Genomic DNA, 24,295 nt, shown 5'->3' with positions numbered 1-24,295 from the left:
CGACCGTAGCCTGCTTCTCCTCCCCCAGCGGAGGCGGGGCGGCGTGGGCGGGGCGCGCCGGACAGGCGGGCGGCGGCGCCGCGTCAGCGTCAGGCGGGCGCCGCGTCAGGCGAGCAGCAGCTCGACGATGGCGGCGCGCGCGCGGGCGCCCTCGGGGATGGGCATGAGCGCGTACACGTGCAGCAGGTTCGGCTCCACGTGGATCCGCACCGGGTGCCCGGCCGCCGCCGCCCGCCGCTCGAGGGCGCGCGCGTCGGCGAAGAGGATGTCGTGGGTGCCCGTGAAGACCGTGATGCGGCCGAGCCCGGCGAGGGACCCGTGCAGCGGGCTCACCCGCGGATCGTCCACGGGCAGGTCGCCGCGCCATGACTCCACGGCGGCGCGGAGGCCGTCCACCGCGAGCCACGGATCGGTCGGCTGGATGCGCGCGATGAGCGGATCCGTGAACGACAGGTCGAGCGCGGGCGAGATCAGCACGACGTCGCGCGGCGCGGGCACGCCGCGGTCCCGCAGCTCCATGGCCGTCGACAGCGCGATCTGGCCGCCCGCCGAGTCGCCCAGCAGCGTGACGGCCCCTGCGCCGACCTCCGCGACGAGCGCCTCGGCGAGGTCCGCCGTGCGCGCGACCACGTCGGCCGCCGTGCCGCTCGGGACCAGCGGGTAGATGGGCACCGTGATGCGCGTGCCCGTGCGGCGGGCGAGCCCCGCGACCAGCCACCAGTGGAACGGCGAGATCTCGTGCGTCCATCCGCCGCCGTGCGCGTAGAGCGCGCGACGGCGGGTGGTCGGCGCGTCCGCAGCGCTCGGCGCGACCTCGTAGACGCGCCAGCCGCGCTCCACGCGCGCCGTGACGCGCACGCCCCGGAGCAGCGGCGGCGGGGCGGACGATCCCGGCCGGAGGACCCGCCGGCCGGCGCGGCGCATGGTGCGGTCGGGCGACGCGAACTCGCCCTGCCGCCGATGACCCGGATCACCGGCGGGGCGAGGCGGGACAGCAGGCTGCGGCGGGTGCGGGTCATGGCGCGGGCCGGGTCAGCTCGCGGAGCTGTACCACTTGGAGACCAGGTGGTCGGCCTCCACGCGGCGGATGGTGCCCGAGTGCGAGCGGAGCACGATGCTCGAGGTGCGGATCATGCCGCGGTGGCGGGTGACGCCGGCGACGAGCGCGCCGTCGGTGACGCCCGTGGCGACGAAGTACGCGTTGTCGCCCGTGACGAGGTCGTCCTGGTCGAGGATCCGGTCGAGGTCGTGGCCCGCGTCGACGGCCCGCTGCCGCTCCGCGTCGTCCTTGGGCGCGAGGCGGGACAGGAGCACGCCGCCGAGCGCCTTGATGGCGCACGCCGTGATGATGCCCTCGGGGGTGCCGCCGATGCCGACGCACATGTCGATGCGCGAGTCGGGGCGGGCCGCGTTGATGCCGCCCGCCACGTCGCCGTCGAGCAGGAGGCGGGTGGAGGCGCCGGCCGCGCGGATCTGCGCGATGAGGTCCGCGTGGCGCGGCCGGTCGAGCACGGCGACCTGCATGTCCTCGACGGCGAGGCCCTTGGCGTCGGCGAGCGCGCGGATGTTGTCGCCGATGGGGCGGTCGAGGTCGACGACGCCGCGGCCCTCGGGGCCGGTGACGAGCTTGTCCATGTAGAAGACGGCCGACGGGTCGAACATGCTGCCGCGGTCGCTCACCGCGATGACGGAGAGGGCGTTCATGCGGCCGGCGGCGGTGAGGCTGGTGCCGTCGATGGGGTCCACCGCGATGTCGCAGGCGGGGCCGAAGCCGTTGCCGACGTGCTCGCCGTTGAAGAGCATCGGCGCCTCGTCCTTCTCGCCCTCGCCGATGACGACGAGGCCGTCGAAGGCGACGGTGCCGAGGAACTTGCGCATCGCGTCGACCGCGGCGCCGTCGGCGGCGTTCTTGTCGCCCTTGCCGATGAAGGGCGCGGAGCGGATGGCCGCGGCCTCGGTGGCCCGCACGAGCTCCATCCCGAGGTTGCGGTCCGGGTTCGAGTAGTTCTCCTCGGTCATGGTGGGGTTCCTCCCGGTAGAGACGTGCGCGGGCGGCTCCGTCGGCTCCGCAGGTGCGTCACTCCGATCCTACGGCGGGGGTGCGGAGGCTCCCGCGGCCGCCCGCGATGTGCCGCACCATCACGTCGAGCGTCGCGACGAACGGCACCGCGAACAGCGCGCCGGCCACGCCGCCCACGTACGAGCCCGCGCCGACGGCGAGCACGGAGGAGCCAGACGGCGGCGGCGACCGCGACGCCGATGACGAGCAGGCGCCACGACCACGCGGCGGCGAGCAGGACGCCCGGGGCGACGCCGCGCGGGGCGACCGGGCCGGCGTGCGGCGCGAGGGCGCCCGGCGAGGGCTCGACGTCGTGGGACATGGCGGTGCTCCGATCTCGATGCGCGGGAGGGGAGGCCTCGGTCGGAGGGGAGCCCGGCGCCCGTCATGGCCGGACCCGACGGGAGCGCGGGCGTCGGCGCCGGATGCGTGTGCACGAGGATCCTCCGCGTCGCTGTGCGGGAGTCGTGGGCCGTCCCCGGTGGTCGGGAGGGGCAGGTGCGCCGGGCACGACGAAGGGCCCCGGTCTCCCGGGGCCCTTCGCGCGGATCCCGGCTGCGCGCGAGGCGCGGTGCCGGATCCTGCTGGCGGTGGCGGTGGGATTTGAACCCACGGTGGAGTCTCCCCCACACACGCTTTCGAGGCGTGCTCCTTAGGCCGCTCGGACACGCCACCGGGAACGAGTGTAGTACAGGCCCGGGCCCCGGCCGCACGGGGGCGGGCGGGCCGACGGCCGCCGATCAGCGCGCGGAGGACAGCGCGCGGACGGGCACCGGGGCCTCGACGTGCAACGGGGCGGCGGCGATCCGACCGGCGCGCGGGACCACGACCGGCGCCGACGCCTCGACCACGCGGATCCCCCGCACCTCGACGGCCGCCGGCACGGGCACCGCGATCAGGTCGCCGGCCACCACGTCGGCGGGCAGGCGCACGAGGTGGCCGCCGATCTCCGCGGGCCGTGCCGCGGCGGTCGACGCCCGGCCGATCAGCCGCGTCTCCTCCCACGCGCAGGCGAGGCCCGCGACGTCGGCGTCGAGGAGGAGGGCGCGCGGGGCGTCGGCGGTCGCGGGCGCGACGGCGAGGATCCGCAGCACGACCGCCGAGGCCGACGCCGAGCGCGAGGGCCGGCCGCAGCTGCCCCGCTCGACCGCGGCCGCCGTGGTGGTGCAGGGCGTGCCGCGCTCCGCGGCGAGGGACACGAGGGACACGTCGCCGACCCGCAGGTCGGTGGTGGTGGCCGCGGTGCCGGCGGGCCAGAGGGCGGCGGCGAGCGGATCCGGGATGCTGCGGCGGAGCGACGGGAGGATCGCGGTGAGGGTCATGGCATCCGGTCTACCCCCGGTCCCGGCCCGCGTCGCCCGCCCTCACGGAAGCCGTGCGCCGGCGAGCCCGGCCCTCACGGGATCCGCACGGGCGCGACCCGCGGGCGGCCGGTCGACGGCGCCGACGGCACGGGACGCGGCGCGGCGCCCACGGAGGGGGCATGCTCGAGGGGACCCGCCCGCCACGCCCACCCGCACCAGGAGACCCATGCCCGAGACCCGCGACCCCGCCCTGCCCTGGCTCCTCTTCGACATCGGCGGGGTGCTCATCACGCGGCCGGACGACATCGGCGCGCTCACCCGGGCGCTGGATCCGGCGGGCGTCATGGGCGAGGACGCGGAGGCGCGCGTGCGCGAGGCCTTCGACGCGCACCGGCAGGAGTACGACCGCGGCGGGAGCGCCCGGGACTTCTGGACCGCCGTGGCGGAGGACGTCGACGCGGCCGTCCCCGCGGAGGACGGGCTCGCGGAGCTGGTCGCCATCGAGCAGCGCCGCTGGGGTTCGCCCGACGACGAGGTCCTCGCCGCCCTCGACCGGGCGATCGCCGCGGGTTACCGGCTCGCGGTGCTCTCCAACGCCCCGCACGAGCTCGCCGACGTGCTCGAGGACCGCTCCGGCTGGGGCGCCCGCTTCGAGCACGTCATGACGAGCGCACGGCTCGGCATGGCGAAGCCCGACGCGGACGTGTGGCCGATCGCCGCGGCGCGCCTCGGGGCGCCGGCCGAGCGGATCCTGTTCGTCGACGACAAGCCCGCCAACGTCGAGGCCGCCCGCCGCGCCGGGCTGCACGCGCATGTGTGGGAGGACCTGGGCACACTCGACCGGATCCTCGACGGCACGCTGACCTGACCCGCCGGGCTGAGTCGCCCGGGACGCATCGCCCGGGCTGCGTCGCCTAGCGCGCGGTCGAGCGCCCGATCACGATCCGCCCGGCCACGATCCCCTCGGCCACCACCGGCATCGCCGTGGCGGTGTCACGGGCGCGTCGGCGGATGAGCCGGAACGCCTCGTCCATGTCGACGCCGTGCGTGTGGGCGATGACGCCCTTGGCCTGCTCGATGATGACGCGGCTGTCGAGCGCCCGGCGGAGCTGGTCGTGCACGACCGTGCTGTCCCGGATCGTCCGCTCCTGCAGCACGCTGATGGTCGCCACGTCGGCGAGCGCCTGCGCCGCGGTCGCATCGGCCGCGTTGAGCACGCCCTCGTGCTCGCGGAACAGGTTGAGGGAGCCGATGACCTGGCCGCGCAGCCGCAGCGGGATCGCGTGCACCGACAGGAAGCCGGCGCCGGCGGCGAGGGCGGCGAAGCGCGGCCACCGGTGGCCGATCTCGACGACGCTCGCCACCGACACGACCTGCCCGGTCGTCACGGCCTCGACGCACGGGCCCTCGCCCGACTCGAGCTGCATGAGGCCGACCAGGCGGCTCTTCTCGCTCGTCGAGGCGACGACCTCGAGGTGCCGGTCGTCCGGACCGATGATGATGCCCGCCGCGCTGGCGTCGAACAGCAGCGTGGCGTGGTCGACCAGCGTCTGGAGGAGCTCCAGCACGTCGAAGTCGCTCACGAGCGAGTCGGCGAGGCTCACGAAGGTGTGGACGAGCAGCTCTTCGCGGGTCTCCGTCATCGTCCTGGTTCCTCTGGGTCGATCGGTGGTCGGGGCGTCGGGTGGTCCGCGTCAGCGGTCCGGGGTGAAGTCGAGGGTGCGGCCCACGACGTCCTCGGCCACGTCCCGCAGCCGGCGGCCCGTGGCGAAGGCGTGGCCGCGGAGCACGAGGAGCGCATCGGCCGGGGGGATGCCCATCTGCGCGACGACCATCCCGGTGGCCTGGTGCACCTCGCGGCGCGAGAACCGCCCCTCCCATGCTCCATCCTCCTCCTGCGGGGCGTCGGCCGCGAGGAGGGCGCGGCGGAGGATCTGCCGGGCGACGATCCGGGACAGGGTCGTCGCGTCCGTCACCTCCTGGTCGGAGATGTCGCGCGCGGTGCGGGAGTAGAGGTCGACCGCGCCGAGGCTGAGCCCGGCGACGACGAGCGGGAAGGCGAAGACGGCGCCGGCGCCGCCCTCGTGCATGGCCTGGCGCGCGAGCGGCCAGGACGTGTCACCGGATCCCCGCATGTCGCGCTCGAGCACGGGCCGGCGCGTGGTCAGCGCCTCCCAGCACGGCCCCTCGCCCAGGTCGAGCTGGATCTCGTCGAGCCGGGCCGACCGGTCGTCGGACGCGCAGACGGTCTCGTTGCCGAGCGGATCCCCCAGGGTGGAGACGGCCGCGCCGCTCACGCCGAACGCGGCGACGAGGGGGCCGCACAGGTCGGATCCGACCGCCGTCGCGTGCTCGAGCGCCTCCGCGGCGTCGGCGACGAGGGCGCGGCTAGGCACGGTCCACCGCGCGAGGGGGGATGGCTCTGATCACGAATGCCTCCGAGGCCCGAGGCCCGATGCCGAGAGAGAGGGACGCGGGGCGCAGGGACCGGGTGCCGACCGCTCCGCCACCCTACCGGCGTCGGCCGTCGCGGCGAGGGGGTTGCATCCGGGCGGCCGGTGCGGGCGGACTCCGGAGAGCTCGGAGCCCGGCCGGTGACGCGTGGCCGCGGCCGGGCTCCTGCGCGGGTACCGGAGCCGGGATCCCGTCGGATCGGGGTTCGGATGCGTGCCGCGCCGTCCTGCGTCGTGATGCCGCAGGTCCGCCTCCCACGCTAGGCGGGGGCCCGGCGCCGGTTCGCGCCGCCCGGGGAAGTCTGCGGAGAATGGATGCATGACGCTCCCCGACGCCCCCTCCGCCCCCCGCGACGCCGATCAGTCGGACGCCGACCGGTCGGAGGCGGCGCGGTCCGTCACCGTCGGGATCCTCGGCGCCGGGAAGGTCGGCACCGTGCTCGCGCGCCGCGCCGTCGCGGCCGGGCACCCCGTGCTGATCTCGGGGTCGGGCGATCCGTCGCGCATCGCCCTCATCGTCGACGTGCTCGCACCCGGCGCCGTCGCCACCACCTCGGCCGACGCGGCGGCCCGCGCTGACGTCGTGATCCTCGCCCTCCCCCTCGGCAAGCTGGCCTCCGTGCCGGTCGCCGAGCTCCGCGGGAAGCTCGTCGTCGACGCCATGAACTACTGGTGGGAGGTGGACGGCCACCGCGACGACCTCGCGCACCCCGCCTCCTCCACCAGCGAGCTCGTGCAGGACCACCTCCCCGACTCCACCGTCGTCAAGGCGTTCAACCACATGGGGTACCACGACCTCGACGAGGGGCCCCGGCCCACCGGTGCGCCCGGCCGCAAGGGCATCGCGGTCGCGGGCGACGACGGCGCGGCCCGGGCGACCGTCGCGGCTCTCGTGGACGCGTTCGGCTTCGACCCCGTCGACATCGGCCCGCTGAGCGCCGGCCGCGTGCTCGAGCCCGGCCGCTCGCTCTTCGGCGTGAACGTGGACGCGGAGGAGATCCGCCGCCTGGTGGCGCTCGAGTCCGCCGACGCGGGCACCGACGCCGGCTGATCCGCTCCCGTCAGGCGGCGGAGCGCGCGACCGGCGCCCGGCGCGGCCACACCGTGTAGGAGATCGCCCACACCAGGTCGAGTGCCGAGATGAGCGCCAGGAGCGAGAACGTGTCCGTGAGCGGCGCGGTCCGGTCCGCGTCGCCGACCACCAGGATCAGCAGGCCGATGACGGCCGCCGCGATGGCGGAGGCGAGCAGCGTGCGGGCGACGCCGCCCCAGCAGAGGCGCGTGTACGCGGCGCCGAACGGCTTCACGGGGGCGGGCCCGCCGGCGAAGCGGTGGGCGAAGCGCACGTCGGCCCAGTGGATCAGGCGGTGCCCGTACGCGACCGAGAACCCGACGTAGAGGGCCGCGAGCGCGTGCTCCCACGACGCCTCCGCGCCCGAGCGCAGGTGCACGGCCGTGGCGGCGAGGAGCACGAGATCGAGCAGCGGCGCGCACACGAGCAGCGCGGCCCCGAGGCGCGGGCGGCGGAGCAGGTAGCGCACCGCGAGGCCGGCGACGATGGCGACCCAGAAGCCGATCTCGCAGGCGATGATGACGGTCAGGATCACGGCGGCCCTTTCTCGTACGAGTGTGCGGGATCACTCTCGCACAGTCGTGCGAAAATGGCGAGGTGCCGAGGAGCCTGGATCACGACGCCCGCGAGACCGCCGTCGGCGAGGCCGCATGGCGGGTGCTCGCGCGGGACGGGGTGACGGCGCTCTCGGTGCGGAACGTCGCCGCCGAGGCCGGGCTCGCGGCGAGCTCGCTCCGCTACACGTTCCCGACGCAGGCATCTCTGCGGGTCTTCGCGCTGGAGCTCGTGGCGCGGCGGGCCGAGGCGCGGATCCGCGCGCTGCCGCCGGGTGCGACCGTGCGCGCGTCGGTGGAGGAGCGGCTCCGCCACCTGCTGCCGCTCGACGCCGAGCGGCGCCTCGAGATGGAGGTCTTCCTCGTGATCGGCACCGTCGCCCTCACCGACCCGGCGCTGCGACCGGTCTACGACCGCGCATCCGACGACCTGCGGCGCGGGTGCGCCGCGCTCCTCGCGACACTGGCGACGGATCCGACCTGCTCAGGGCTCGACGTCGCCGCCGAGACGCCGCGGCTGCACGCGATCGTCGACGGGCTGGCGCTGCACCTCGTCTACCAGGGGCCCGAGGATCCCACCGGCTGGGCGACCGACGCCCTGGCCCGGCACCTCGACTCCCTCGGCGCGCCCGCCGGCAGCCGCTCCCGCGCCTCGAGCTGACGCGGGGCACCGCCTCCCGCGTGGAAGGCTGGTCGGGCGCGCGCCGACCGGCGGCCGGCGACGGAGGACAGATGGACATCGGCGGCTCGCTCGGCGAGATCACCCTCGCGGTCGTGCTCCTCATGATCCTGGCGGCGCTCGCGGCCGGCTGGATCGACGCGGTCGTGGGCGGTGGCGGCCTGCTGCAGCTGCCGGCGCTGCTGCTCGTGCCGGGGATCACGCCGGTGGAGGCGCTCGCGACGAACAAGCTGGCGTCGCTCTTCGGCACGACGACGAGCGCGGTCACCTGGTACCGGCGGACGCACCCGGACCTCCGCACCGCCCTGCCCATGGCCGCGGTCGCGCTGGCCGGCAGCTACGGCGGCGCGAGCCTCGCGGCGCTGCTGCCGGCCTCGGTCTTCAAGCCGCTCGTGGTGGTCGCGCTGATCATCGTGGCCGTCGTCACCATCGCCCGCCCGCGGCTCGGCGACGTGGCCGCGCTCCGCCACACGGGCCGGACGCACCACGGGATCGCGGCGCTGCTCGGCGTGGTGATCGGCTTCTACGACGGGCTCATCGGACCCGGCACGGGCACGTTCCTGATCATCGCGCTCATCACCGCGCTCGGCTACGACTTCGTGCTCGCGAGCGCCAAGGCGAAGATCGTGAACGTCGCCACGAACCTCGGCGCGCTCGCCTTCTTCATCCCGCAGGGCCACGTGCTCTGGGCGCTCGCGCTCGGCATGGGCGTCGCGAACATGCTCGGCGGCTACGCGGGATCGCGCATGGCCGTGGCCCGCGGCAGCCGCTTCATCCGCATCGCCTTCATCGTGGTGGTGGCGGTGCTCATCGTGAAGGTGGGGTCGGACGTGGTGGCGGAGTGGAGCGCGTGAGGCCCCGCTTCCGGCGGGATCAGCCCGGCAGGCCCTCGCGGGCGTGCACGCGGTAGCTGGCGTAGTAGGCGATCGCGAGCACCGCGAAGGCGACCGCGGCGAGCGCCTCGCAGATCCGGCCTGCGACCGGGATGTCGACGAGGACGACCGCGATCACGGCCGCGAGCAGGGCGAGCACGCCCCACACCACCGCGAGCCGCGCGCAGCGCTTCGCGGGGCCGGGCTGGAGCCAGGGGGATCGGTTCGCCATGCCCTCCACGCTAGGGCCGCGAGCCTCACCGCCGGTCGCCGGGCGCGCCCCAGAACGAGGCACGCCGGCCCTCGTCATGACGGCGCCGACGCCGCCGCGTAGGAGTGTCGTGAGGTTCCCCGCCGGGCCGTGAGGGAACCGTATGGATGCGTGAGGACGCCCGCACGGGAGGTGTCTAGTGGTGCCTCGTGCCCCGCCGGGCACCCGCGCCCCAGCCGGGCGCGGCACCCCTCAACGGAGGATCCCCGTGCTCGACCTCGTGTACATCGCAGGCGCCATCGTCCTGTTCGCCCTCGTCGGCCTCGTCGGCCGGGGGGTGGAGAAGCTGTGATCAGCTCGTTCGCCGACGCCGCCGGCCTCGCCGCCGCCGTGCTCGGCATCGCGTCCGTCGTGTACCTCGTGTACGCGCTGATCCGCCCCGAGCGGTTCTGATGGAGGCGCTCGCCGGCATCCTCCAGGTCGCCACCGTCGTCCTGGTCCTCGTCCTCGTCCACCGCCCGCTGGGCGACCTCATGGCGCGCATGTACGAGTCGCGCCACGACACCCGCGTGGAGCGCGGGATCTACCGCGTCCTCGGCGTGGATCCCCGCTCCGAGCAGACCTGGCCCGCCTACCTGCGCGCGGTGCTCGCCTTCTCGCTCGTCGGCGTCCTCGTCGTCTACGCGATGCAGCGCCTCCAGGCGTTCCTCCCCTACGCGCTCGGCCTCCCTGCCGTGCCCGAGGGCCTCTCCTTCAACACGGCCGTCTCGTTCGTCACCAACACGAACTGGCAGTCGTACTCGCCCGAGGCGACCATGGGCTACACGGTCCAGCTCGCCGGGCTCGCGGTGCAGAACTTCGTCTCGGCGGCGGTCGGCATCGCGGTGGCCATCGCGCTCGTCCGCGGCTTCGCCCGCACGCGCAGCGGCACCATCGGCAACCTCTGGGTCGACCTGATCCGCGGATCGCTCCGCCTCCTCCTCCCGCTCTCGCTCGTCAGCGCGGTGGTCCTCATCGCGGGCGGCGTGATCCAGAACCTCGCAGGCTTCCAGGAGGTGCAGACGCTCGCGGGCGGCACGCAGACCATCCCGGGCGGGCCGGTGGCCTCGCAGGAGGCGATCAAGATGCTCGGCACGAACGGCGGCGGGTTCTTCAACGCGAACTCCGCGCACCCGTTCGAGGACCCGACCGCCTGGACGAGCGCGTTCCAGGTGCTCCTGATGCTCGTGATCCCGTTCTCGCTCCCCCGCACCTTCGGCAAGATGGTCGGCGACACCCGCCAGGGCACCGCGATCGCGGCCGTCATGGCGACGATCTTCCTGGCGTCCTTCACCGCGCTCACGCTCTTCGAGCTGCAGGGTGCGGGCACGGCCCCGATGGCCGCCGGCGGCGCGATGGAGGGCAAGGAGCAGCGCTTCGGCATCGTGCTCTCGACGCTGTTCGGATCCACCTCCACGCTCACCTCGACGGGTGCCGTCAACTCGATGCACGACTCGTACACGGCGCTCGGCGGCATGATGCCGATGCTCAACATGATGCTCGGCGAGGTCGCCCCCGGCGGCGTCGGATCCGGCCTCTACGGGATGCTCGTGCTCGCCGTCATCGCGGTGTTCGTCGCGGGGCTGCTCGTCGGCCGGACGCCCGAGTACCTCGGCAAGAAGATCGGGCCGCGCGAGATCAAGCTGGCGAGCCTCTACATCCTCGTCACGCCGGTCCTCGTGCTCACGGGCACGGCGCTCAGCTTCGCGATCCCTGCGGTCCGGGCGGACGTCGAGGGCACCAGCATCTGGAACCCGGGCCTCCACGGCCTGTCCGAGGTGGTCTACGCGTTCACCTCGGCCTCCAACAACAACGGATCCGCGTTCGCCGGCCTCACCGCAAACACGCCCTGGTTCAACACGGCGCTCGGCGTCGCGATGCTGCTCGGCAGGTTCCTGCCGATCGTGCTCGTGCTGGCGCTCGCCGGATCCCTCGCGGCGCAGGACCGCATCCCCTCCACGGCGGGGACCCTGCCCACCCACCGGCCGCAGTTCGTCGGCCTCCTCATCGGGGTGACGGTCATCGTGACCGCTCTCACCTACTTCCCCGTTCTCGCGCTGGGTCCCCTGGCGGAAGGGCTGCAGTCATGACCATCACCACCACCCCCGAGGCCGGCTCCGCGCCGGCGGCCGGCCCGACCGGTCCCACCGGCTCGACCGGCACGGCCCAGCCGAAGGCGTCGCGCGCCCGCGCCATCGACGCCCGGCAGCTCGCCGAGGCGCTCCCCGGCGCGTTCCGGAAGCTCGACCCGCGCCTGATGCGGCGGAACCCGGTGATGCTGATCGTCGAGGTCGGCGCCGCGTTCACCACCGTGCTCGCGATCGCCGAGCCGTTCACGGGCGGCCCCGGATCCTCCGGCGGCAGCGCCGTGCCCGCGACCTTCACGGCCGGGATCGCCCTGTGGCTCTGGCTCACGGTCCTCTTCGCGAACCTCGCGGAGTCGGTGGCCGAGGGCCGCGGCAAGGCGCAGGCCGACAGCCTGCGGAAGACCCGCACGAGCACCATGGCGCACGTGGTCGCGTCCTACGACCGGTCCGCCGACCCGGGTGCCGAGCGCTCCGAGCTCCGCGAGGTGTCGAGCGCCGACCTCACCCTCGGCGACATGGTCGTCGTGGTCGCGGGCGAGTCGATCCCCGGCGACGGCGACGTCGTGTGGGGCATCGCCTCCATCGACGAGTCGGCCATCACGGGCGAGTCCGCCCCGGTGGTCCGCGAGTCGGGCGGCGACCGCAGCGCGGTCACGGGCGGCACGCGGGTGCTGAGCGACCGGATCGTGGTGCGCATCACCTCGAAGCCCGGCGAGACCTTCGTCGACCGCATGATCGGCCTCGTCGAGGGCGCCTCGCGCCAGCGCACGCCGAACGAGATCGCGCTCAACATCCTGCTGGCGAGCCTCACGATCGTGTTCGTGGTCGTGGCGCTCACGCTCAACCCCATCGCCTCCTACTCGGCGGCGACCGTGAGCGTGCCGGTGCTCATCGCGCTGCTCGTCTGCCTGATCCCCACCACCATCGGCGCGCTGCTGTCCGCCATCGGCATCGCCGGCATGGACCGGCTCGTGCAGCGGAACGTGCTCGCGATGTCGGGCCGCGCGGTCGAGGCCGCCGGCGACGTGACGACGCTGCTCCTCGACAAGACGGGCACCATCACGTACGGCAACCGCCGGGCGAGCGCGCTGATCCGCGTCGACGGCGTGGGCGACGACGAGCTCGCCCGGGCGGCGGCCATGTCGTCGCTCGCGGACCCGACGCCGGAGGGATCGAGCGTCGTCGACCTCGCGGTCGCGCAGGGCCTCGACACGTCGACGCTGCCGCGCGGCGTGGACGTGCCGTTCACCGCGCAGACCCGCATGTCGGGCGTGGACCTGCCCGACGGCACGGTCGTCCGCAAGGGCGCCTCGTCCGCCGTCATCGCGTGGCTCGAGGAGGGCGGCCGTCGGCTGCCGTCGTCGCTGCACGCGGAGCTGATGGAGACCGTCGAGTCGGTCTCGAACAGCGGCGGCACCCCGCTCGTCGTCGCGACCAAGGACGCCGCCGGCGTCGGCCGCGTGCTCGGCGTCGTGCACCTCAAGGACGTCGTGAAGGACGGCCTGAAGGAGCGGTTCGCGGAGCTGCGGGCGATGGGGATCCGCACGGTGATGATCACGGGCGACAACCCGCTCACCGCCCGCGCCATCGCCGCCGAGGCCGGGGTCGACGACCACCTCGCCGAGGCGACTCCCGAGGACAAGCTCGCGCTCATCCGCAAGGAGCAGGAGGGCGGCCGCCTGGTCGCCATGACCGGCGACGGCACCAACGACGCGCCCGCGCTCGCGCAGGCCGACGTGGGCGTCGCGATGAACACGGGCACCTCGGCCGCGAAGGAGGCCGGCAACATGGTCGACCTCGACTCGGACCCGACGAAGCTCATCGACATCGTCCGCATCGGCAAGCAGCTGCTCATCACCCGCGGCGCGCTCACCACGTTCTCCATCGCCAACGACATCGCGAAGTACTTCGCGATCATCCCGGCGATGTTCACGGGCGTCTTCCCGCAGCTCGCGGTGCTCAACGTGATGCAGCTGCACTCGCCGGCCTCCGCGATCCTCTCGGCGATCGTCTTCAACGCCCTGATCATCGTGGTGCTCATCCCGCTCGCCCTCCGCGGCGTGAAGTACCGGCCGCTCAGTGCCTCCAAGGTGCTCAGCCGGAACCTGCTCGTCTACGGGGTCGGCGGCGTGGTCGCGCCGTTCGTCGGCATCAAGCTCGTCGACCTCGTCGTCAGCCTGATCCCCGGCTTCTGATCCCGCGCCGCCCCATCCCGCTCGCAGCACCCAGACAAGGAACCCCATGCCCTCCCCCCGCCAGTCCCTCCGCACCGCCGGCACGGCCGTCCGCGCGATGGCCGTCCTCACCGTGATCCTCGGCGTCGGCTACACGGCCGTCGTCACGGGCGTCGGCCAGCTCGCGCTCTCCGCGCAGGCCGACGGCTCGCCCGTCTCCGCCGACGGCCGGGTGGTCGGATCCTCGCTCATCGGCCAGTCCTTCACGGACGCCGACGGTACCGCCCTCCCCGAGTGGTTCCAGTCCCGGCCCTCCGCCGCGGGCGACGGCTACGACGCGGCCGCCTCCAGCGGCAGCAACCTGGGCCCCGAGAACGCGGACCTCGTCGCCGCCATCGAGGAGCGGCGGGCCGCCATCGCCGCGTCCGACGGCGTGGATCCGAGCACCATCCCGGCCGACGCGCTGACCGCGTCGGCCTCCGGGCTCGATCCGCACATCAGCGCGGAATACGCTCGACTCCAGGTGGCCCGCGTGGCCTCGGCGCGGGGCATCCCCGAGCAGGAGGTCGCCGGCCTCGTCGAGCAGCACGTCCAGGCGCGCGACCTCGGCTACCTCGGGGAGCCGACCGTCAACGTGCTCGAGCTGAACATCGCGCTCGCCGGCCTCGGCGGCTGACGCCCGCATCACGCGGGCGAGGGGGACAGGACATGAAGCGCGGTGGACTGCGGGTGCTGCTGGGTGCGGCGCCGGGCGTGGGCAAGACCTACGCGATGCTCGAGGAGGGCAGGCGGCTCGGCGACGAGGGCGCCGACGTGGTGGTCGCGGTCGTGGAGACCCACGGCCGCGCCGCCACCGCGGCCATGCTCGAGGGCCTCGAGATCCTGCCGCGGCGCGAGGTGTCGCACCGCGGGGTGGAGATGACCGACCTCGACGTCGACGCCGTCATCGCCCGCCGGCCGGCCATCGCGCTGGTCGACGAGCTCGCGCACACGAACGCGCCGGGCGGCCGCTCGGAGAAGCGCTGGCAGGACGTGGACCTCATCCGCGACGCCGGCATCGACGTCATCTCCACCGTCAACATCCAGCACATCGCGTCCCTCAACGACGTGGTGGAGAAGATCACGGGCGTGCCGCAGCGCGAGACGATCCCCGACCGCGTGCTCCGCGAGGCGCACCAGATCGAGGTGATCGACCTCGCGCCCGAGGCCCTGCGCGACCGGCTCGCCGGCGGTCGGGTGTACCCGGCCGAGCGGATCGACGCGGCCCTCTCCCACTACTTCCGCCTCGGCAACCTCACGGCCCTCCGCGAGCTGGCGCTCCTCTGGCTCGCCGACGAGGTCGACACCGCGCTCGCCGCCTACCGCGACGAGAAGGGGATCGACGCCCGCTGGGAGGCCCGCGAGCGCGTGGTCGTGGCGCTCACCGGCGGATCCGAGGGCGAGACCCTGCTCCGCCGCGGCGCCCGCATCGCGGCCCGCTCCGCCGGCGGCGAGCTGATGGCCGTGCACGTCTCCAGCCAGGACGGCCTCCGCTCCGGCAGCCCGGAGGCGCTCGCCCGGCAGCGCGCGCTCGTCGACGCGCTCGGCGGCAGCTACCACCAGGTCGTCGGCGACGACATCCCGCGCGCGCTCGTCGACTTCGCGCGCGCCTCCAACGCCACCCAGCTCGTGCTCGGCGTGAGCCGTCGGAGCCGCCTGGCCGCCGCGACCACCGGGCCCGGCATCGGCGCGACGGTGATCCGCGAGTCCGGCGACATCGACGTGCACATCGTCACGCACGCCGCCGCGGGCGGGCGCTTCCAGCTGCCCCGCATCCGCGGCGGCGCGCTCACCGTGAAGCGCCGGATCCTCGGCGCGGTGCTCGCGCTCGTCGGCGGCCCGCTGCTCACCTGGCTGCTCTCGGCCACGCGCTCCGAGGACTCCATCACGAGCGACGTGCTCTCGTACCAGCTGCTCGTGGTGCTCGTCGCGCTCGTCGGCGGCATCTGGCCGGCCCTGTTCGCGGCCGTCCTCTCGGGCTTCACGCTCGACTACTTCTTCATCGACCCGATCCACACGATCACCGTCGACGAGCCGCTGCACCTGCTCGCGCTCGTGCTCTACGTGGTCATCGCGCTGCTCGTCAGCTGGATCGTCGACCAGGCCGCGCGCCGCACGCGCCTCGCCCGCCGCGCGGCCGCCGAGGCCGAGCTGCTGGCGACGGTGTCCGGATCCGTGCTCCGCGGCGAGGGCGCCGTGCACGCGCTCGTGAGCCGCACGCGCGAGGCGTTCGGGCTGCAGGGCGTGAAGCTCGCGGACCGCGAGGCGACCATCGCGTGGGACGGCGTCGTCACCGGCGCCCGCTCCACCGACGTGCCCGTGGGATCCCGCGCCGTCCTCACCCTCTACGGCGACGACCTCGAGGCGTCCGGCCGCCGCCTGCTGCGGGTCATCGCGGCCCAGCTCGACGCCGCGCTCGAGCACCGCGACCTCTCCGACACCGCCCGCGAGGTCGGCCCGCTCGCCCAGACCGACCGCGTGCGCACCGCCCTCCTCTCGGCCGTGAGCCACGACCTCCGCCGGCCGCTCAGCGCCGCGACCGCCGCCGTCACCGCGCTCCGCTCCCCCGGCATGACCTGGGCCGACGGCGACCGCGAGGAGCTGCTCGCCACCGCCGAGGAGAGCCTCGGCACGCTCGCCGACCTCGTCACCGACCTCCTCGACGTCAGCCGCGTGCAGGCGGGCGTCCTCGGCGTGCGGCTGATGGACGTCGACCTCGACGACGTCGTGCTCGCGGCCCTCGACGAGCTCGACCTCGGACCCGCCGACGCCGTGCTCGACCTCGCGCCGGACCTCCCGGGCGCGGTCGCCGATCCGGGCCTCCTGCAGCGCGTGGTCGTCAACCTGCTCAGCAACGCCGTGCGCCACGCGCCCGCGGGGGTGCCGGTGCGGCTCAGCACGAGCGCGTTCGCGGAGGCCGTGGAGATCCGCGTGGTCGACCACGGCCCGGGCGTCGCCCCCGAGCGCCGCGACGACATGTTCGTGCCGTTCCAGCGCCTCGGCGACACCGACAACGCGTCCGGCCTCGGCCTCGGCCTCGCGCTCTCGAAGGGCTTCACCGAGGGGATGGGCGGCACGCTCACCGCCGAGGACACCCCGGGCGGCGGGCTCACGATGGTGGTGGCGCTGCCGGCGTGCCGGGCGGGATCCGCGCTCGCCGCTCCGGCGCGCGGCGCCGCATCCGCCGCCGCGCCCGCGTCCGCGTCCGCGCCGGAGGTGACCGCGTGAGGATCCTCATCGCCGACGACGACCAGCAGATCCTGCGCGCCCTCCGCATCACCCTCACGAGCCTCGGCTACGACATCATCACGGCCGACGACGGCGCCACCGCCATCCGCCTGGCCGTCGCCGAGAAGCCCGACCTCTACATGATCGACCTCGGCATGCCGCGGCTCGACGGCGTCGAGGTGATCCAGGCGCTCCGGCTCTGGTCGACCGCCGCCGATCCTCGTGGTCTCGGGCCGCTCGGGCGCCGCCGACAAGGTCGAGGCGCTCGACGCGGGCGCCGACGACTACGTCACGAAGCCGTTCTCCATCGACGAGCTGCTGGCCCGGATCCGCGCCCTCGGCCGCCGGGCCGCCGCCGACGAGGACCGCTCGGCCGTCGTCTCCTTCGCCGACGTGACGGTCGACCTCGCGGCCCGCGTCGTCACCCGCGCCGACCAGCGCGTGCGCCTGACGCCCACCGAGTGGCAGGTGCTCGAGCTGCTCGTGCGCGCCCCCGACCGGCTCGTGTCCCGCCAGACCCTCCTCACCGAGATCTGGGGCCCCACGCACGTGAACGACAGCGGCTACCTCCGCCTCTACGTGGCGCAGCTGCGCAAGAAGCTCGAGCCGGATCCGTCGCACCCGCGGCACCTGCTCACGGACCCGGGCATGGGCTACCGCTTCGTGCCCGCGGGCGCGGGGCGAGCGCCGGAGGAGGCGTAGCCGATCCCGTCCGCCCGGCACCGGGCGGCATGATCACCGGCGCGCCGCGGCGCGGCGCACGTCGACGGACGGGTCAGCGGGCCGCTCGCGCGAGCCGCGGCGTCGAGATGCCGAGCTCACGGGCCGCGCGCAGCGCGTCCTCGAGGACAGCGCGGTGCTCCACGGCGTCCGGATCGGTGTGCGCGGCGAGGCTGACCCGCGCGATCGGCACGAGGACGGTCGCGGCCGCCAGCATCCCGGCGGTCAGCCCGGGCAGTCGCCAGGGGAGCGCGGCGCCGGAGTGCCGGCTGAGGTCCACGTCGCGCGCCTCGAGGACGGGGAGCAGCTCGCGGCTCGCCAGGAAGGCCTCCCGGAGCGCTCGCGGATCCCCGACCATGCGCGCGAGACCTCCCGCGGCCAGCGCCTGGGAGAACATGCCGGCGTCCATGGCGAAGTGCAGCAGCAGCCATCCCCGCATGTCCTCCTCCTCCCGGGTGCCGAGCCCCGCTCGCCGGAACGCCGCGCGCACCAGCTGCCCACGACGACCGGTCGCTCGCCCGGAAGCATCGAGGACGATGGATCGGAAGAGGGCGCCGTGGAGGACCCCGTCCGGCCCGAAGCCCCCGCCGCCCTGGGGGAATCCGAACACCACCTGATCGGCCGGAAGCGGCGCGACCGCCGCGAGCGGCTCGTCCCAGACGTTGCCGAAGACCAGCACGGTCGCCTCGCCGATGCGCGGCGCGAGGTACGCGGCGGCCTCCTCGAGGCGGAGGTGTCCGACGCTGAGCACGACGAGGTCGAACCCGTCCGCGGGTCCGAGGGACTCCCGCAGCCGCGTCGCGACGGACGTGCGGACCCGGCGGCCCAGGGGCGAGCGGCGCGCGTCCATGACGTCCGTCCGCACCTCGTCGCCGTACTCGGCGGCCCGGCCCGGGCGCACGAGGTACTCGACCTGGTGCCCGCCCTCCTGGAGCACCTGGCCGTAGATGGTCGCGATGACCCCGCGTCCGAACATGAGGATCCTCATGGTGCTCCTCCCGCTAAAGTGGAGGCTATCTCCACACCATAAGTATGTGGAGGTCATCTCCATATGTCAACGGGAGGGCGCATGGCCGAGGACAAGCCGCTGCGAGCCGACGCACGCCGCAACCGCGAGGCGATCATCGCCGCGGCACGCTCGGTGTTCGAGCACGACGAGCAGCTGAGGTTCGACGACTTCGCCGCGCGCGCGGGAGTGGGCGTCGGGACCCTGTACCGCCACTTCCCCACCCGGGAGGCGCTGGCTGCGGCGGTCTACCGCGGCGAGGTGGCCGCGCTCTGCGAGCGAGGCCGCGCCTCGTCGCTCCCGCCCGCGGAGGCCCTGGACGCGTTCCTGCGCGCGTTCGTGGACTACGTCCTCGAGCACGCCCCGCTCGCACGCACGCTGGCGGGCATCGTCGACGCCGCGGCCCGAGCCGAGGGCGGGAGCGAGCTCGAACGCACCCTCACCGACCTGACGGCACGCGGGGTCTCCGACGGCACCATCCGCGACGACGTGAGCGCGGGGGCCGTGATGATGGCGCTCCACGGGATCGGAGCCGCGGCCGACGGGCCCCGCCGGTCATCCGAGGCACGGCAGGTCGCATCGCTCCTCGCACGGGGCCTCCGCGTCGCCTGATCCGGCGACGGGGCGACCAGCCGGCACCCGGATCCACGAGCGTAGGCTCCCGAGGTGCCCACGAGAACCACCCGCTCCTCCCGTCCCGCCGCCGTCATCGCCTCCGCCGCCGCTGCGGTCGGCGGCCTCACCGCCGCCGCCCTCGTGGTGCCGCGCCGCTTCGAGGCCGGCCGCCGCGAGCGCGCGGTGATCCTCAACGAGACGCTCCCCGTCAACTCGGCCTGGTGGCGCGAGCAGGCGAAGGTCGACGGCGACCTCCTCTACGTCGCCCTCGGCGACTCGACGGCGCAGGGCATCGGCGCGAGCCGGCCGGTGAACGGCTACGTCGGGATCCTGGCGGACCGCATCCGCGCCCTCAGCGGCCGCACGGTCCGCACCGTCAACCTCAGCGTCTCGGGCGCCCGCGCCGCCGACCTCATCGACTACCAGCTCCCCCGCCTCGCGAAGCTCCAGCCCGACGTGGTGACCCTCGCGATCGGCGCCAACGACATCGCCGCGTTCGAGCCGGTCGCCTTCGAGCGCGACCTCGGCCGGATCCTCGACGCCGTCCCGCCGACCACCGTCGTCGCCGACCTGCCGTGCTTCCACTTCCCCGCGAACGAGCGCAAGGTCCGGGTCGCGAACGAGATCGTCCGCCGCCTCGCCGCCGACCGCGGGCTGCGCGTCGCGCCCCTGCACGCCGTGACCCGCCGGCAGACCCCGATCCTCGCGCTCACGCAGGCCGCGGGCGACCTCTTCCACCCCAACGACCGCGGCTACCGCGTCTGGGCGAGCGCGTTCCTGCCGTTCCTCCCGGCGACGGTGCACGCGCTGGCGGTGTCGGGGCGCTGACGCGACGCGGTGCCCGGGTGCCGCGGACGTCCCTCCGCACGGCACCCTCGGCCCGGCTGCGCGGCACCGGCGCCCGACTCGGCACCGCGCGTCCGCTCCATAGCGTCGGTGGCATGATCCACGCCGCCCGATCCTCACGCCGACCGCGCACCGGGCGCCTCCCCCGGCCGACCCGGGTCACGTTCCGGCGTGCGACCGCCGCGGAGCTGCGGAAGCTCGCGACGCTCCGCTCGACCCGCTGGACCGCAGCCCTGGTCGCGCTGGCCGGGGTGGGCATGAGCGGGATGGTGTCGCTCGTGGCGAACCCGCTGCCCGCCGGCGCCCCGCCCGCGACGATGGACACGGGCACGGCCGCCCTCCTCACGACGCCCCTGCTGCTCACGCAGATCGCCGTCGGCGTGATGGGCGTCCTCGTCATGGGCTCCGAGTACTCGAGCCGCACGATCGCCTCCACGCTGGCCGCGGTGCCCAACCGGCTGGAGGCGCTCGCCGCGAAGGCGCTGGCGGTCGCCCTCGTCGCCTTCGGGCTCGGGGTGGTCCCCAGGCCTCGCCGCCTACGCGCTGACCACCGGCACGCGCGCCGACCTCGGCTACGACGGCCGCCTCGCGTCGTGGGGCGTGCTCGGGCCGCTGCTCGGATCCGGCGCGTACCTCGCCATGGTCGCCCTCCTCGGCCTCGCGCTCGCGACGCTGATGCGCAGCAGCGTCGCGGGGATCGCGGCCATCGTCGCGATCCAGCTCGTGCTGCCGAACCTCGTGGGCCTGCTGCCCGACGTCGGCGAGGTTGCCGTCCACGACCTGCTCCTCACCCGGGCGGGCCGGATCCTGACGGGCACGACCGGAAGCATCGCGCCGCCCCCGGTGACGCTCCTCGAGGTCGCGGCCGTCACGGCCTGGATCCTGATCCCGGGCACCGCCGCGGCCCTCCTGTTCCGCCTCCGCGACGCGTAGCGCGACGGCCGCCCCGACCCGACCGGTGCGTCCGGCCGTGTCGGTGCCCGCCGGTAGAGTCCCCCGCATGGCCCGCATCCACTCCTCGTACCGCTGCTCGGAGTGCGGGTGGACGACCCCGAAGTGGGTCGGGCAGTGCGGCCAGTGCCAGCAGTGGAACACCGTGGCGGAGGTGTCGCAGACGCCCGCCGCGGCCGGCCGCGTCACCACGCTGACGCCCGCGGGGTCCAGCCAGGCCCGCTCGATCATGCACGTCGGCACCGCGTCGGCCAGCCACCGCCCGAGCGGCGTCGGCGAGCTCGACCGCGTGCTCGGCGGCGGCATCGTGCCGGGTGCGGCCATCCTCATGAGCGGCGAGCCCGGCGTGGGCAAGTCCACGCTGCTGCTCGAGGTCGCGGCGCGCGCCGCCGCGAAGGGCGCGAAGGTGCTCTACGTCACCGCCGAGGAGTCCGTCGCGCAGGTGCGCATGCGCGCCGAGCGCACGGGCGGGCTGCAGGAGTCGCTCATGATCGCGGCCGAGACCGACCTCGGCACGATCCTCGGCCACATCGAGCAGGTGGCGCCCGACCTCCTCATCGTCGACTCCGTGCAGACCGTCTCCAGCAGCACGTCCGACGGGCTGCCCGGCCACCCCGGCCAGGTGCGCGAGGTCGCCGTCACGCTCATCCGCGTCTGCAAGGAGCGCGACCTGCCGCTCCTGCTCGTCGGCCACGTCACGAAGGACGGCTCCATCGCCGGCCCGCGGCTCCTCGAGCACCTGGTCGACGTGGTCTGCCAGTTCGAGGGCGACCGGCAGACGTCGCTCCGCTTCATCCGCGCGCTCAAGAACCGCTTCGGCCCCACCGACGAGGTCGGCTGCTTCGAGATGGCGGGCGACGGCATCGTCGAGGTCCCGGATCCGAGCGGCATGTTCCTCTCGCGCGGCGTCCACTCGGTCTCGGGCACGTGCGTCACCGTCGCGATGGAGGGCCGCCGCGCGCTCCCCGTCGAGGTGCAGGCGCTCGTCGTCGACACGAAGGCGCCGCAGCCGCGCCGGGTGGTCAACGGGGTCGACGCGTCGCGCGTCGCCATGCTGCTCGCGGTGCTCGAGAAGCGCGCCAACGTGCGGCTCTCGGACCGCGACGTCTACGTCTCCACCGTCGGCGGCGTGCGGCTCACGGAGCCGGCGGCGGATCTCGCGATCGCCGTCGCGCTCGTCTCCGCCGTCAACGGCAAGGCCATGCCGCACGACCTCGCGGCGTTCGGCGAGATCAGCCTGGCCGGCGAGATCCGCGGCGTCACGTCGGCGCCGCAACGCGCGGCGGAGGCCCGGCGGCTCGGCTTCACGCAGATCGTCGACGCCGAGTGGGGGCCGCTGTTCTCCGCGCTCGGCCGCGCATTCTCCCTCGCGAAGAGCGAGCGGGAGAAGGAGCTCGACGAGGCGTTCTGATCCGGCGGCCGCGAGGCGGGCGCGCTCAGCCTGCGTCGGCGGGGCCGGCCGCGTGCTCGCGCACGTGCGCGACGGCGTCGTCCACCACGTGGCTCACGTGCGTGTCCGTCACCTCGTAGTGGGCGACCCGCCCGGTGCGCTGCACCGTGACGAGGCCGGAGGCCCGCAGCACGCGCAGGTGCTGCGAGACGAGCGGCTGCGACATCCCGGACTCGTCCACGAGCTCGGACACCGTCATCTGCCGCGACGCCAGGAGGCCCAGGAGTCCCAGCCGGGACGACGACGACAGGACCTTGAAGAGGTCGGCTGCCTGCTCGAAGCCGGCGGGAGGGTAGGTCATCTGCCTGATCCTACGACGACGGGGACCGGGCCTCGCGGCCGGTCCCCGTCTCGATCACCGCGCGATGCCGCGCGGCGGATCAGTGCTCGTCGTAGTGGTCGCCGTGCTCGGCGTGCTTGTGGCCGTCGTGGACGAAGTCCACGTGGTCCTCGTGCGTGACGGTCTCGTGACCGCAGTCGGCGCCGTGCTGGTGCTCGGCGACGGAGTGCTCGGCGTGCGTCTCGGTGGTGTCGGTCATGGTGCGTCCTTCCGTGGGTGGAGCACCAGGATGACAGAGATATGCATGAATGGCAATGCGTGCATCCAATCGAGAACCGTGGTCATCTGCGCCGCACGGGCGGCGCCGGTCAGTACAGCAGGAACGACTTCGGCTCCGCGCTCTCCACGCCGGCCACCTCGACCGACAGCGTGTACGTCGCGCCGCCGGCGGGGACGGCCGGGCGATCCTGCTCCTGGCACGTGGTGGTGGACGAGCGCTGGCGCGACCACTCGAACGGCGACGAGGTCTGCGGCGTGCGGGCCGCGAGCTCGACCTGCGCGTCCTCCGCGCCCGTCTGGCAGTCGGTGGACTTCCAGTAGACGTCGGATCCGCTCGAGATCGTGAAGACCTGCGTCGTCGTGCCGAGGTTCGCGGTGCAGGGCTCACTGCCCGTGTTCGTGACGGTGAACGACAGCTTGGGCAGCACGCCCGCCTGGTAGGACGCGGCGTCGGTGATGGGCGTGACGGCCAGCTGGCCCGCGGCGCAGGATCCGTCGGCGTTCGTCACGGTGCCGGCGCTCGCGCTCGGGGTGGGAGCAGGTGCCGCGTCGGAGGCGGCGTCCGAGCCGCCGTCCGCGGCCTCCGCGCTCGGGGTGGCGCCGGGAGCCGCGGTGTCGGCCGTGCCGCGGCCGAGGTTCGAGACGATGATCACGACGACGGCGATCACGGCCACCAGGACGAGCAGCGCGAGCAGACGGCGGCGGCGGTACACAGCCGCGGACGGGCGGCCTCCGGGCGAGGTCGAGGACATGACGACAGGCTACGGTCGCCCGCGCACCGGGTCGGGTCGGCGCGCCCGCCGGTCAGAGCGCCTTGAGCATCCGGGTGTTGCCGAGGGTGTTCGGCTTCACCCGGGAGAGGTCGAGGAACTCGGCGATGCCCTCGTCGTGCGAGCGGAGCATCTCGTAGTAGATCTCCTGCGCGATGATCGACTCCGCGACCTCGTGGTAGCCGTGGCGGGTGAAGAAGCCGACCTCGAAGGTCAGGCAGAACAGGCGGCTGAGGCCGAGCTCGCGGGCGTCGTCCTCGAGGCGCTCGAGCAGCGCGTGGCCGACGCCGGTGCCGCGTGTGTGCGGGGCGGCGGCGAGGGTGCGGATCTCGCCGAGGTCCTCCCACATGACGTGCAGGGCGCCGCAGCCGACGACCTCGCCGGACGCGTCGACCGCGACCCGGAACTCCTGCACGTTCTCGTAGAGGACGACGAGGTCCTTGCCGAGGAGGATCCCGTCCATCACGAGCGGCTCGACGAGCTGCTGGATCCGCGGCACGTCCCCCGTGCGCGCGCGTCGCACGGTGACGCCGCCCGTGGGCTCCGCGGACTCGACGACGACTGGCTCTGCGCTCACGATGACGACCTCTCGACCCGCGGCTCGGGC

Annotated in this window: 27 protein-coding genes, 1 tRNA gene and 1 pseudogene; 15 read left to right on the top strand and 14 right to left on the bottom strand. The window is 74.4% G+C overall.

The window, feature by feature from the left end:
- Nucleotides 1–105 precede the first annotated feature (105 nt).
- From QFZ62_RS11945 to QFZ62_RS11925, 5 genes are all read right to left on the bottom strand, one after another.
- Nucleotides 106–858: an alpha/beta hydrolase fold domain-containing protein gene (locus tag QFZ62_RS11945; protein ID WP_307505997.1), complete on the bottom strand. Its 753-nt coding sequence runs from the start codon at nt 856–858 to the stop codon at nt 106–108.
- A 174-nt stretch (nt 859–1,032) separates the two neighbouring features.
- Nucleotides 1,033–2,019 carry a class II fructose-bisphosphatase gene (glpX, locus tag QFZ62_RS11940; RefSeq protein WP_307505995.1) on the bottom strand — a complete coding sequence of 329 codons (987 nt, stop codon included), beginning with the start codon at nt 2,017–2,019 and terminating at the stop codon, nt 1,033–1,035.
- A 58-nt stretch (nt 2,020–2,077) separates the two neighbouring features.
- The gene (locus tag QFZ62_RS11935) at nt 2,078–2,224 is read right to left on the bottom strand and encodes a hypothetical protein (RefSeq protein ID WP_307505992.1); all 147 of its coding nucleotides are present in this window, start codon (nt 2,222–2,224) and stop codon (nt 2,078–2,080) included.
- 420 nt (nt 2,225–2,644) lie between these two features.
- Nucleotides 2,645–2,734 (bottom strand) — tRNA-Ser (locus QFZ62_RS11930).
- 65 nt (nt 2,735–2,799) lie between these two features.
- Nucleotides 2,800–3,381: a hypothetical protein gene (locus QFZ62_RS11925; protein ID WP_307505989.1), complete on the bottom strand. Its 582-nt coding sequence runs from the start codon at nt 3,379–3,381 to the stop codon at nt 2,800–2,802.
- Between the two features lie 208 nt (nt 3,382–3,589).
- Between QFZ62_RS11925 and QFZ62_RS11920 the strand changes: the two genes are divergently transcribed.
- Nucleotides 3,590–4,231 (top strand): HAD family hydrolase, encoded by a 642-nt coding sequence (locus QFZ62_RS11920; RefSeq protein ID WP_307505986.1) that lies wholly within the window; start codon nt 3,590–3,592, stop codon nt 4,229–4,231.
- A 46-nt stretch (nt 4,232–4,277) separates the two neighbouring features.
- Here the strand turns inward: QFZ62_RS11920 and QFZ62_RS11915 are convergent, their stop codons facing one another.
- Complete coding sequence (locus QFZ62_RS11915; protein WP_307505984.1) at nt 4,278–5,006, bottom strand: GAF and ANTAR domain-containing protein; 729 nt, start codon at nt 5,004–5,006, stop codon at nt 4,278–4,280.
- 51 nt (nt 5,007–5,057) lie between these two features.
- On the bottom strand, nt 5,058–5,759 hold the full coding sequence (locus QFZ62_RS11910; RefSeq protein WP_307505981.1) for a GAF and ANTAR domain-containing protein: 702 nt from the start codon (nt 5,757–5,759) through the stop codon (nt 5,058–5,060).
- A 376-nt stretch (nt 5,760–6,135) separates the two neighbouring features.
- On the opposite strand from QFZ62_RS11910, the gene QFZ62_RS11905 reads away from it, so the two are divergent.
- Nucleotides 6,136–6,867, top strand: coding sequence for an NADPH-dependent F420 reductase (locus QFZ62_RS11905; protein WP_307505978.1), 732 nt, complete (start codon nt 6,136–6,138; stop codon nt 6,865–6,867).
- Between the two features lie 10 nt (nt 6,868–6,877).
- Here the strand turns inward: QFZ62_RS11905 and QFZ62_RS11900 are convergent, their stop codons facing one another.
- Entirely contained in the window at nt 6,878–7,423 is a 546-nt protein-coding gene (locus tag QFZ62_RS11900) for a hypothetical protein (RefSeq protein ID WP_307505974.1), read from the bottom strand.
- A 62-nt stretch (nt 7,424–7,485) separates the two neighbouring features.
- On the opposite strand from QFZ62_RS11900, the gene QFZ62_RS11895 reads away from it, so the two are divergent.
- Both QFZ62_RS11895 and QFZ62_RS11890 read left to right on the top strand, forming a co-directional pair.
- The gene (locus QFZ62_RS11895; RefSeq protein ID WP_307505971.1) at nt 7,486–8,103 is read left to right on the top strand and encodes a TetR/AcrR family transcriptional regulator; all 618 of its coding nucleotides are present in this window, start codon (nt 7,486–7,488) and stop codon (nt 8,101–8,103) included.
- A gap of 71 nt (nt 8,104–8,174) precedes the next feature.
- Entirely contained in the window at nt 8,175–8,975 is an 801-nt protein-coding gene (locus QFZ62_RS11890) for a TSUP family transporter (protein WP_307505968.1), read from the top strand.
- Nucleotides 8,976–8,994: 19 nt separating this feature from the next.
- Here QFZ62_RS11890 and QFZ62_RS11885 read toward each other — a convergent pair whose 3' ends face one another.
- On the bottom strand, nt 8,995–9,225 hold the full coding sequence (locus QFZ62_RS11885; RefSeq protein ID WP_307505965.1) for a hypothetical protein: 231 nt from the start codon (nt 9,223–9,225) through the stop codon (nt 8,995–8,997).
- 181 nt (nt 9,226–9,406) lie between these two features.
- Between QFZ62_RS11885 and QFZ62_RS11880 the strand changes: the two genes are divergently transcribed.
- The 7 genes and pseudogenes from QFZ62_RS11880 (at nt 9,407) to QFZ62_RS11850 (ending at nt 17,473) form a co-directional block, all read left to right on the top strand.
- Nucleotides 9,407–9,556 carry a hypothetical protein gene (locus tag QFZ62_RS11880; RefSeq protein WP_307505963.1) on the top strand — a complete coding sequence of 50 codons (150 nt, stop codon included), beginning with the start codon at nt 9,407–9,409 and terminating at the stop codon, nt 9,554–9,556.
- Complete coding sequence (kdpF, locus tag QFZ62_RS11875; protein ID WP_307505958.1) at nt 9,553–9,657, top strand: K(+)-transporting ATPase subunit F; 105 nt, start codon at nt 9,553–9,555, stop codon at nt 9,655–9,657. Before QFZ62_RS11880 ends, kdpF begins: the two co-directional genes overlap by 4 nt.
- Nucleotides 9,657–11,333, top strand: a complete 1,677-nt coding sequence (gene kdpA, locus QFZ62_RS11870; protein ID WP_307505955.1) for a potassium-transporting ATPase subunit KdpA — start codon at nt 9,657–9,659, stop codon at nt 11,331–11,333. Before kdpF ends, kdpA begins: the two co-directional genes overlap by 1 nt.
- Entirely contained in the window at nt 11,330–13,525 is a 2,196-nt protein-coding gene (kdpB, locus tag QFZ62_RS11865) for a potassium-transporting ATPase subunit KdpB (protein WP_307505953.1), read from the top strand. Before kdpA ends, kdpB begins: the two co-directional genes overlap by 4 nt.
- A gap of 46 nt (nt 13,526–13,571) precedes the next feature.
- Nucleotides 13,572–14,180, top strand: coding sequence for a potassium-transporting ATPase subunit KdpC (gene kdpC, locus QFZ62_RS11860; protein WP_307505950.1), 609 nt, complete (start codon nt 13,572–13,574; stop codon nt 14,178–14,180).
- A gap of 32 nt (nt 14,181–14,212) precedes the next feature.
- Nucleotides 14,213–16,771 (top strand): DUF4118 domain-containing protein, encoded by a 2,559-nt coding sequence (locus QFZ62_RS11855; RefSeq protein WP_307505947.1) that lies wholly within the window; start codon nt 14,213–14,215, stop codon nt 16,769–16,771.
- Nucleotides 16,768–17,473: pseudogene (locus tag QFZ62_RS11850) on the top strand (response regulator). Before QFZ62_RS11855 ends, QFZ62_RS11850 begins: the two are co-directional and overlap by 4 nt.
- 73 nt (nt 17,474–17,546) lie before the next feature.
- Here QFZ62_RS11850 and QFZ62_RS11845 read toward each other — a convergent pair.
- Nucleotides 17,547–18,479, bottom strand: coding sequence for a ketopantoate reductase family protein (locus QFZ62_RS11845; RefSeq protein WP_307505944.1), 933 nt, complete (start codon nt 18,477–18,479; stop codon nt 17,547–17,549).
- An 81-nt stretch (nt 18,480–18,560) separates the two neighbouring features.
- Here QFZ62_RS11845 and QFZ62_RS11840 point away from each other — a divergent pair, with 81 nt between their 5' ends.
- From QFZ62_RS11840 to radA, 4 genes are all read left to right on the top strand, one after another.
- On the top strand, nt 18,561–19,109 hold the full coding sequence (locus QFZ62_RS11840) for a TetR/AcrR family transcriptional regulator (RefSeq protein ID WP_307505942.1): 549 nt from the start codon (nt 18,561–18,563) through the stop codon (nt 19,107–19,109).
- 54 nt (nt 19,110–19,163) lie between these two features.
- Nucleotides 19,164–19,940, top strand: coding sequence for an SGNH/GDSL hydrolase family protein (locus QFZ62_RS11835; RefSeq protein WP_307505940.1), 777 nt, complete (start codon nt 19,164–19,166; stop codon nt 19,938–19,940).
- A gap of 618 nt (nt 19,941–20,558) precedes the next feature.
- On the top strand, nt 20,559–20,891 hold the full coding sequence (locus QFZ62_RS11830) for a hypothetical protein (RefSeq protein WP_307505937.1): 333 nt from the start codon (nt 20,559–20,561) through the stop codon (nt 20,889–20,891).
- A 67-nt stretch (nt 20,892–20,958) separates the two neighbouring features.
- Nucleotides 20,959–22,320, top strand: coding sequence for a DNA repair protein RadA (radA, locus tag QFZ62_RS11825; RefSeq protein WP_307505934.1), 1,362 nt, complete (start codon nt 20,959–20,961; stop codon nt 22,318–22,320).
- Nucleotides 22,321–22,345: 25 nt separating this feature from the next.
- Here radA and QFZ62_RS11820 read toward each other — a convergent pair whose 3' ends face one another.
- The 4 genes from QFZ62_RS11820 to QFZ62_RS11805 all read right to left on the bottom strand — a co-directional run bounded on the left by QFZ62_RS11820 (nt 22,346) and on the right by QFZ62_RS11805 (nt 24,265).
- Complete coding sequence (locus tag QFZ62_RS11820) at nt 22,346–22,660, bottom strand: helix-turn-helix transcriptional regulator (RefSeq protein ID WP_307505931.1); 315 nt, start codon at nt 22,658–22,660, stop codon at nt 22,346–22,348.
- A gap of 79 nt (nt 22,661–22,739) precedes the next feature.
- Nucleotides 22,740–22,898: a zinc transporter permease gene (locus QFZ62_RS11815; protein ID WP_307505928.1), complete on the bottom strand. Its 159-nt coding sequence runs from the start codon at nt 22,896–22,898 to the stop codon at nt 22,740–22,742.
- Nucleotides 22,899–23,007: 109 nt separating this feature from the next.
- Nucleotides 23,008–23,670: a hypothetical protein gene (locus QFZ62_RS11810; protein WP_307505926.1), complete on the bottom strand. Its 663-nt coding sequence runs from the start codon at nt 23,668–23,670 to the stop codon at nt 23,008–23,010.
- 52 nt (nt 23,671–23,722) lie between these two features.
- On the bottom strand, nt 23,723–24,265 hold the full coding sequence (locus QFZ62_RS11805; RefSeq protein ID WP_307505923.1) for an amino-acid N-acetyltransferase: 543 nt from the start codon (nt 24,263–24,265) through the stop codon (nt 23,723–23,725).
- Nucleotides 24,266–24,295 lie beyond the last annotated feature (30 nt).

This window comes from Clavibacter sp. B3I6, assembly GCF_030816895.1.
In the GTDB taxonomy this organism is placed as follows: Bacteria; Actinomycetota; Actinomycetes; order Actinomycetales; family Microbacteriaceae; genus Clavibacter.
This window is presented reverse-complemented; position numbering and strand designations above follow the sequence as displayed.

Excerpts from the sequence above, each read along its gene's own strand:
- glpX (WP_307505995.1), bottom strand. The coding sequence starts at position 2,019 with ATGACCGAGGAGAACTACTCGAACCCGGACCGCAACCTCGGGATGGAG.
- QFZ62_RS11925 (WP_307505989.1), bottom strand. The coding sequence starts at position 3,381 with ATGACCCTCACCGCGATCCTCCCGTCGCTCCGCCGCAGCATCCCGGAT.
- QFZ62_RS11920 (WP_307505986.1), top strand. The coding sequence starts at position 3,590 with ATGCCCGAGACCCGCGACCCCGCCCTGCCCTGGCTCCTCTTCGACATC.
- QFZ62_RS11915 (WP_307505984.1), bottom strand. The coding sequence starts at position 5,006 with ATGACGGAGACCCGCGAAGAGCTGCTCGTCCACACCTTCGTGAGCCTC.
- QFZ62_RS11905 (WP_307505978.1), top strand. The coding sequence starts at position 6,136 with ATGACGCTCCCCGACGCCCCCTCCGCCCCCCGCGACGCCGATCAGTCG.
- QFZ62_RS11890 (WP_307505968.1), top strand. The coding sequence starts at position 8,175 with ATGGACATCGGCGGCTCGCTCGGCGAGATCACCCTCGCGGTCGTGCTC.
- QFZ62_RS11885 (WP_307505965.1), bottom strand. The coding sequence starts at position 9,225 with ATGGCGAACCGATCCCCCTGGCTCCAGCCCGGCCCCGCGAAGCGCTGC.
- kdpA (WP_307505955.1), top strand. The coding sequence starts at position 9,657 with ATGGAGGCGCTCGCCGGCATCCTCCAGGTCGCCACCGTCGTCCTGGTC.
- kdpB (WP_307505953.1), top strand. The coding sequence starts at position 11,330 with ATGACCATCACCACCACCCCCGAGGCCGGCTCCGCGCCGGCGGCCGGC.
- kdpC (WP_307505950.1), top strand. The coding sequence starts at position 13,572 with ATGCCCTCCCCCCGCCAGTCCCTCCGCACCGCCGGCACGGCCGTCCGC.
- QFZ62_RS11855 (WP_307505947.1), top strand. The coding sequence starts at position 14,213 with ATGAAGCGCGGTGGACTGCGGGTGCTGCTGGGTGCGGCGCCGGGCGTG.
- QFZ62_RS11845 (WP_307505944.1), bottom strand. The coding sequence starts at position 18,479 with ATGAGGATCCTCATGTTCGGACGCGGGGTCATCGCGACCATCTACGGC.
- QFZ62_RS11840 (WP_307505942.1), top strand. The coding sequence starts at position 18,561 with ATGGCCGAGGACAAGCCGCTGCGAGCCGACGCACGCCGCAACCGCGAG.
- radA (WP_307505934.1), top strand. The coding sequence starts at position 20,959 with ATGGCCCGCATCCACTCCTCGTACCGCTGCTCGGAGTGCGGGTGGACG.
- QFZ62_RS11820 (WP_307505931.1), bottom strand. The coding sequence starts at position 22,660 with ATGACCTACCCTCCCGCCGGCTTCGAGCAGGCAGCCGACCTCTTCAAG.
- QFZ62_RS11815 (WP_307505928.1), bottom strand. The coding sequence starts at position 22,898 with ATGACCGACACCACCGAGACGCACGCCGAGCACTCCGTCGCCGAGCAC.
- QFZ62_RS11810 (WP_307505926.1), bottom strand. The coding sequence starts at position 23,670 with ATGTCCTCGACCTCGCCCGGAGGCCGCCCGTCCGCGGCTGTGTACCGC.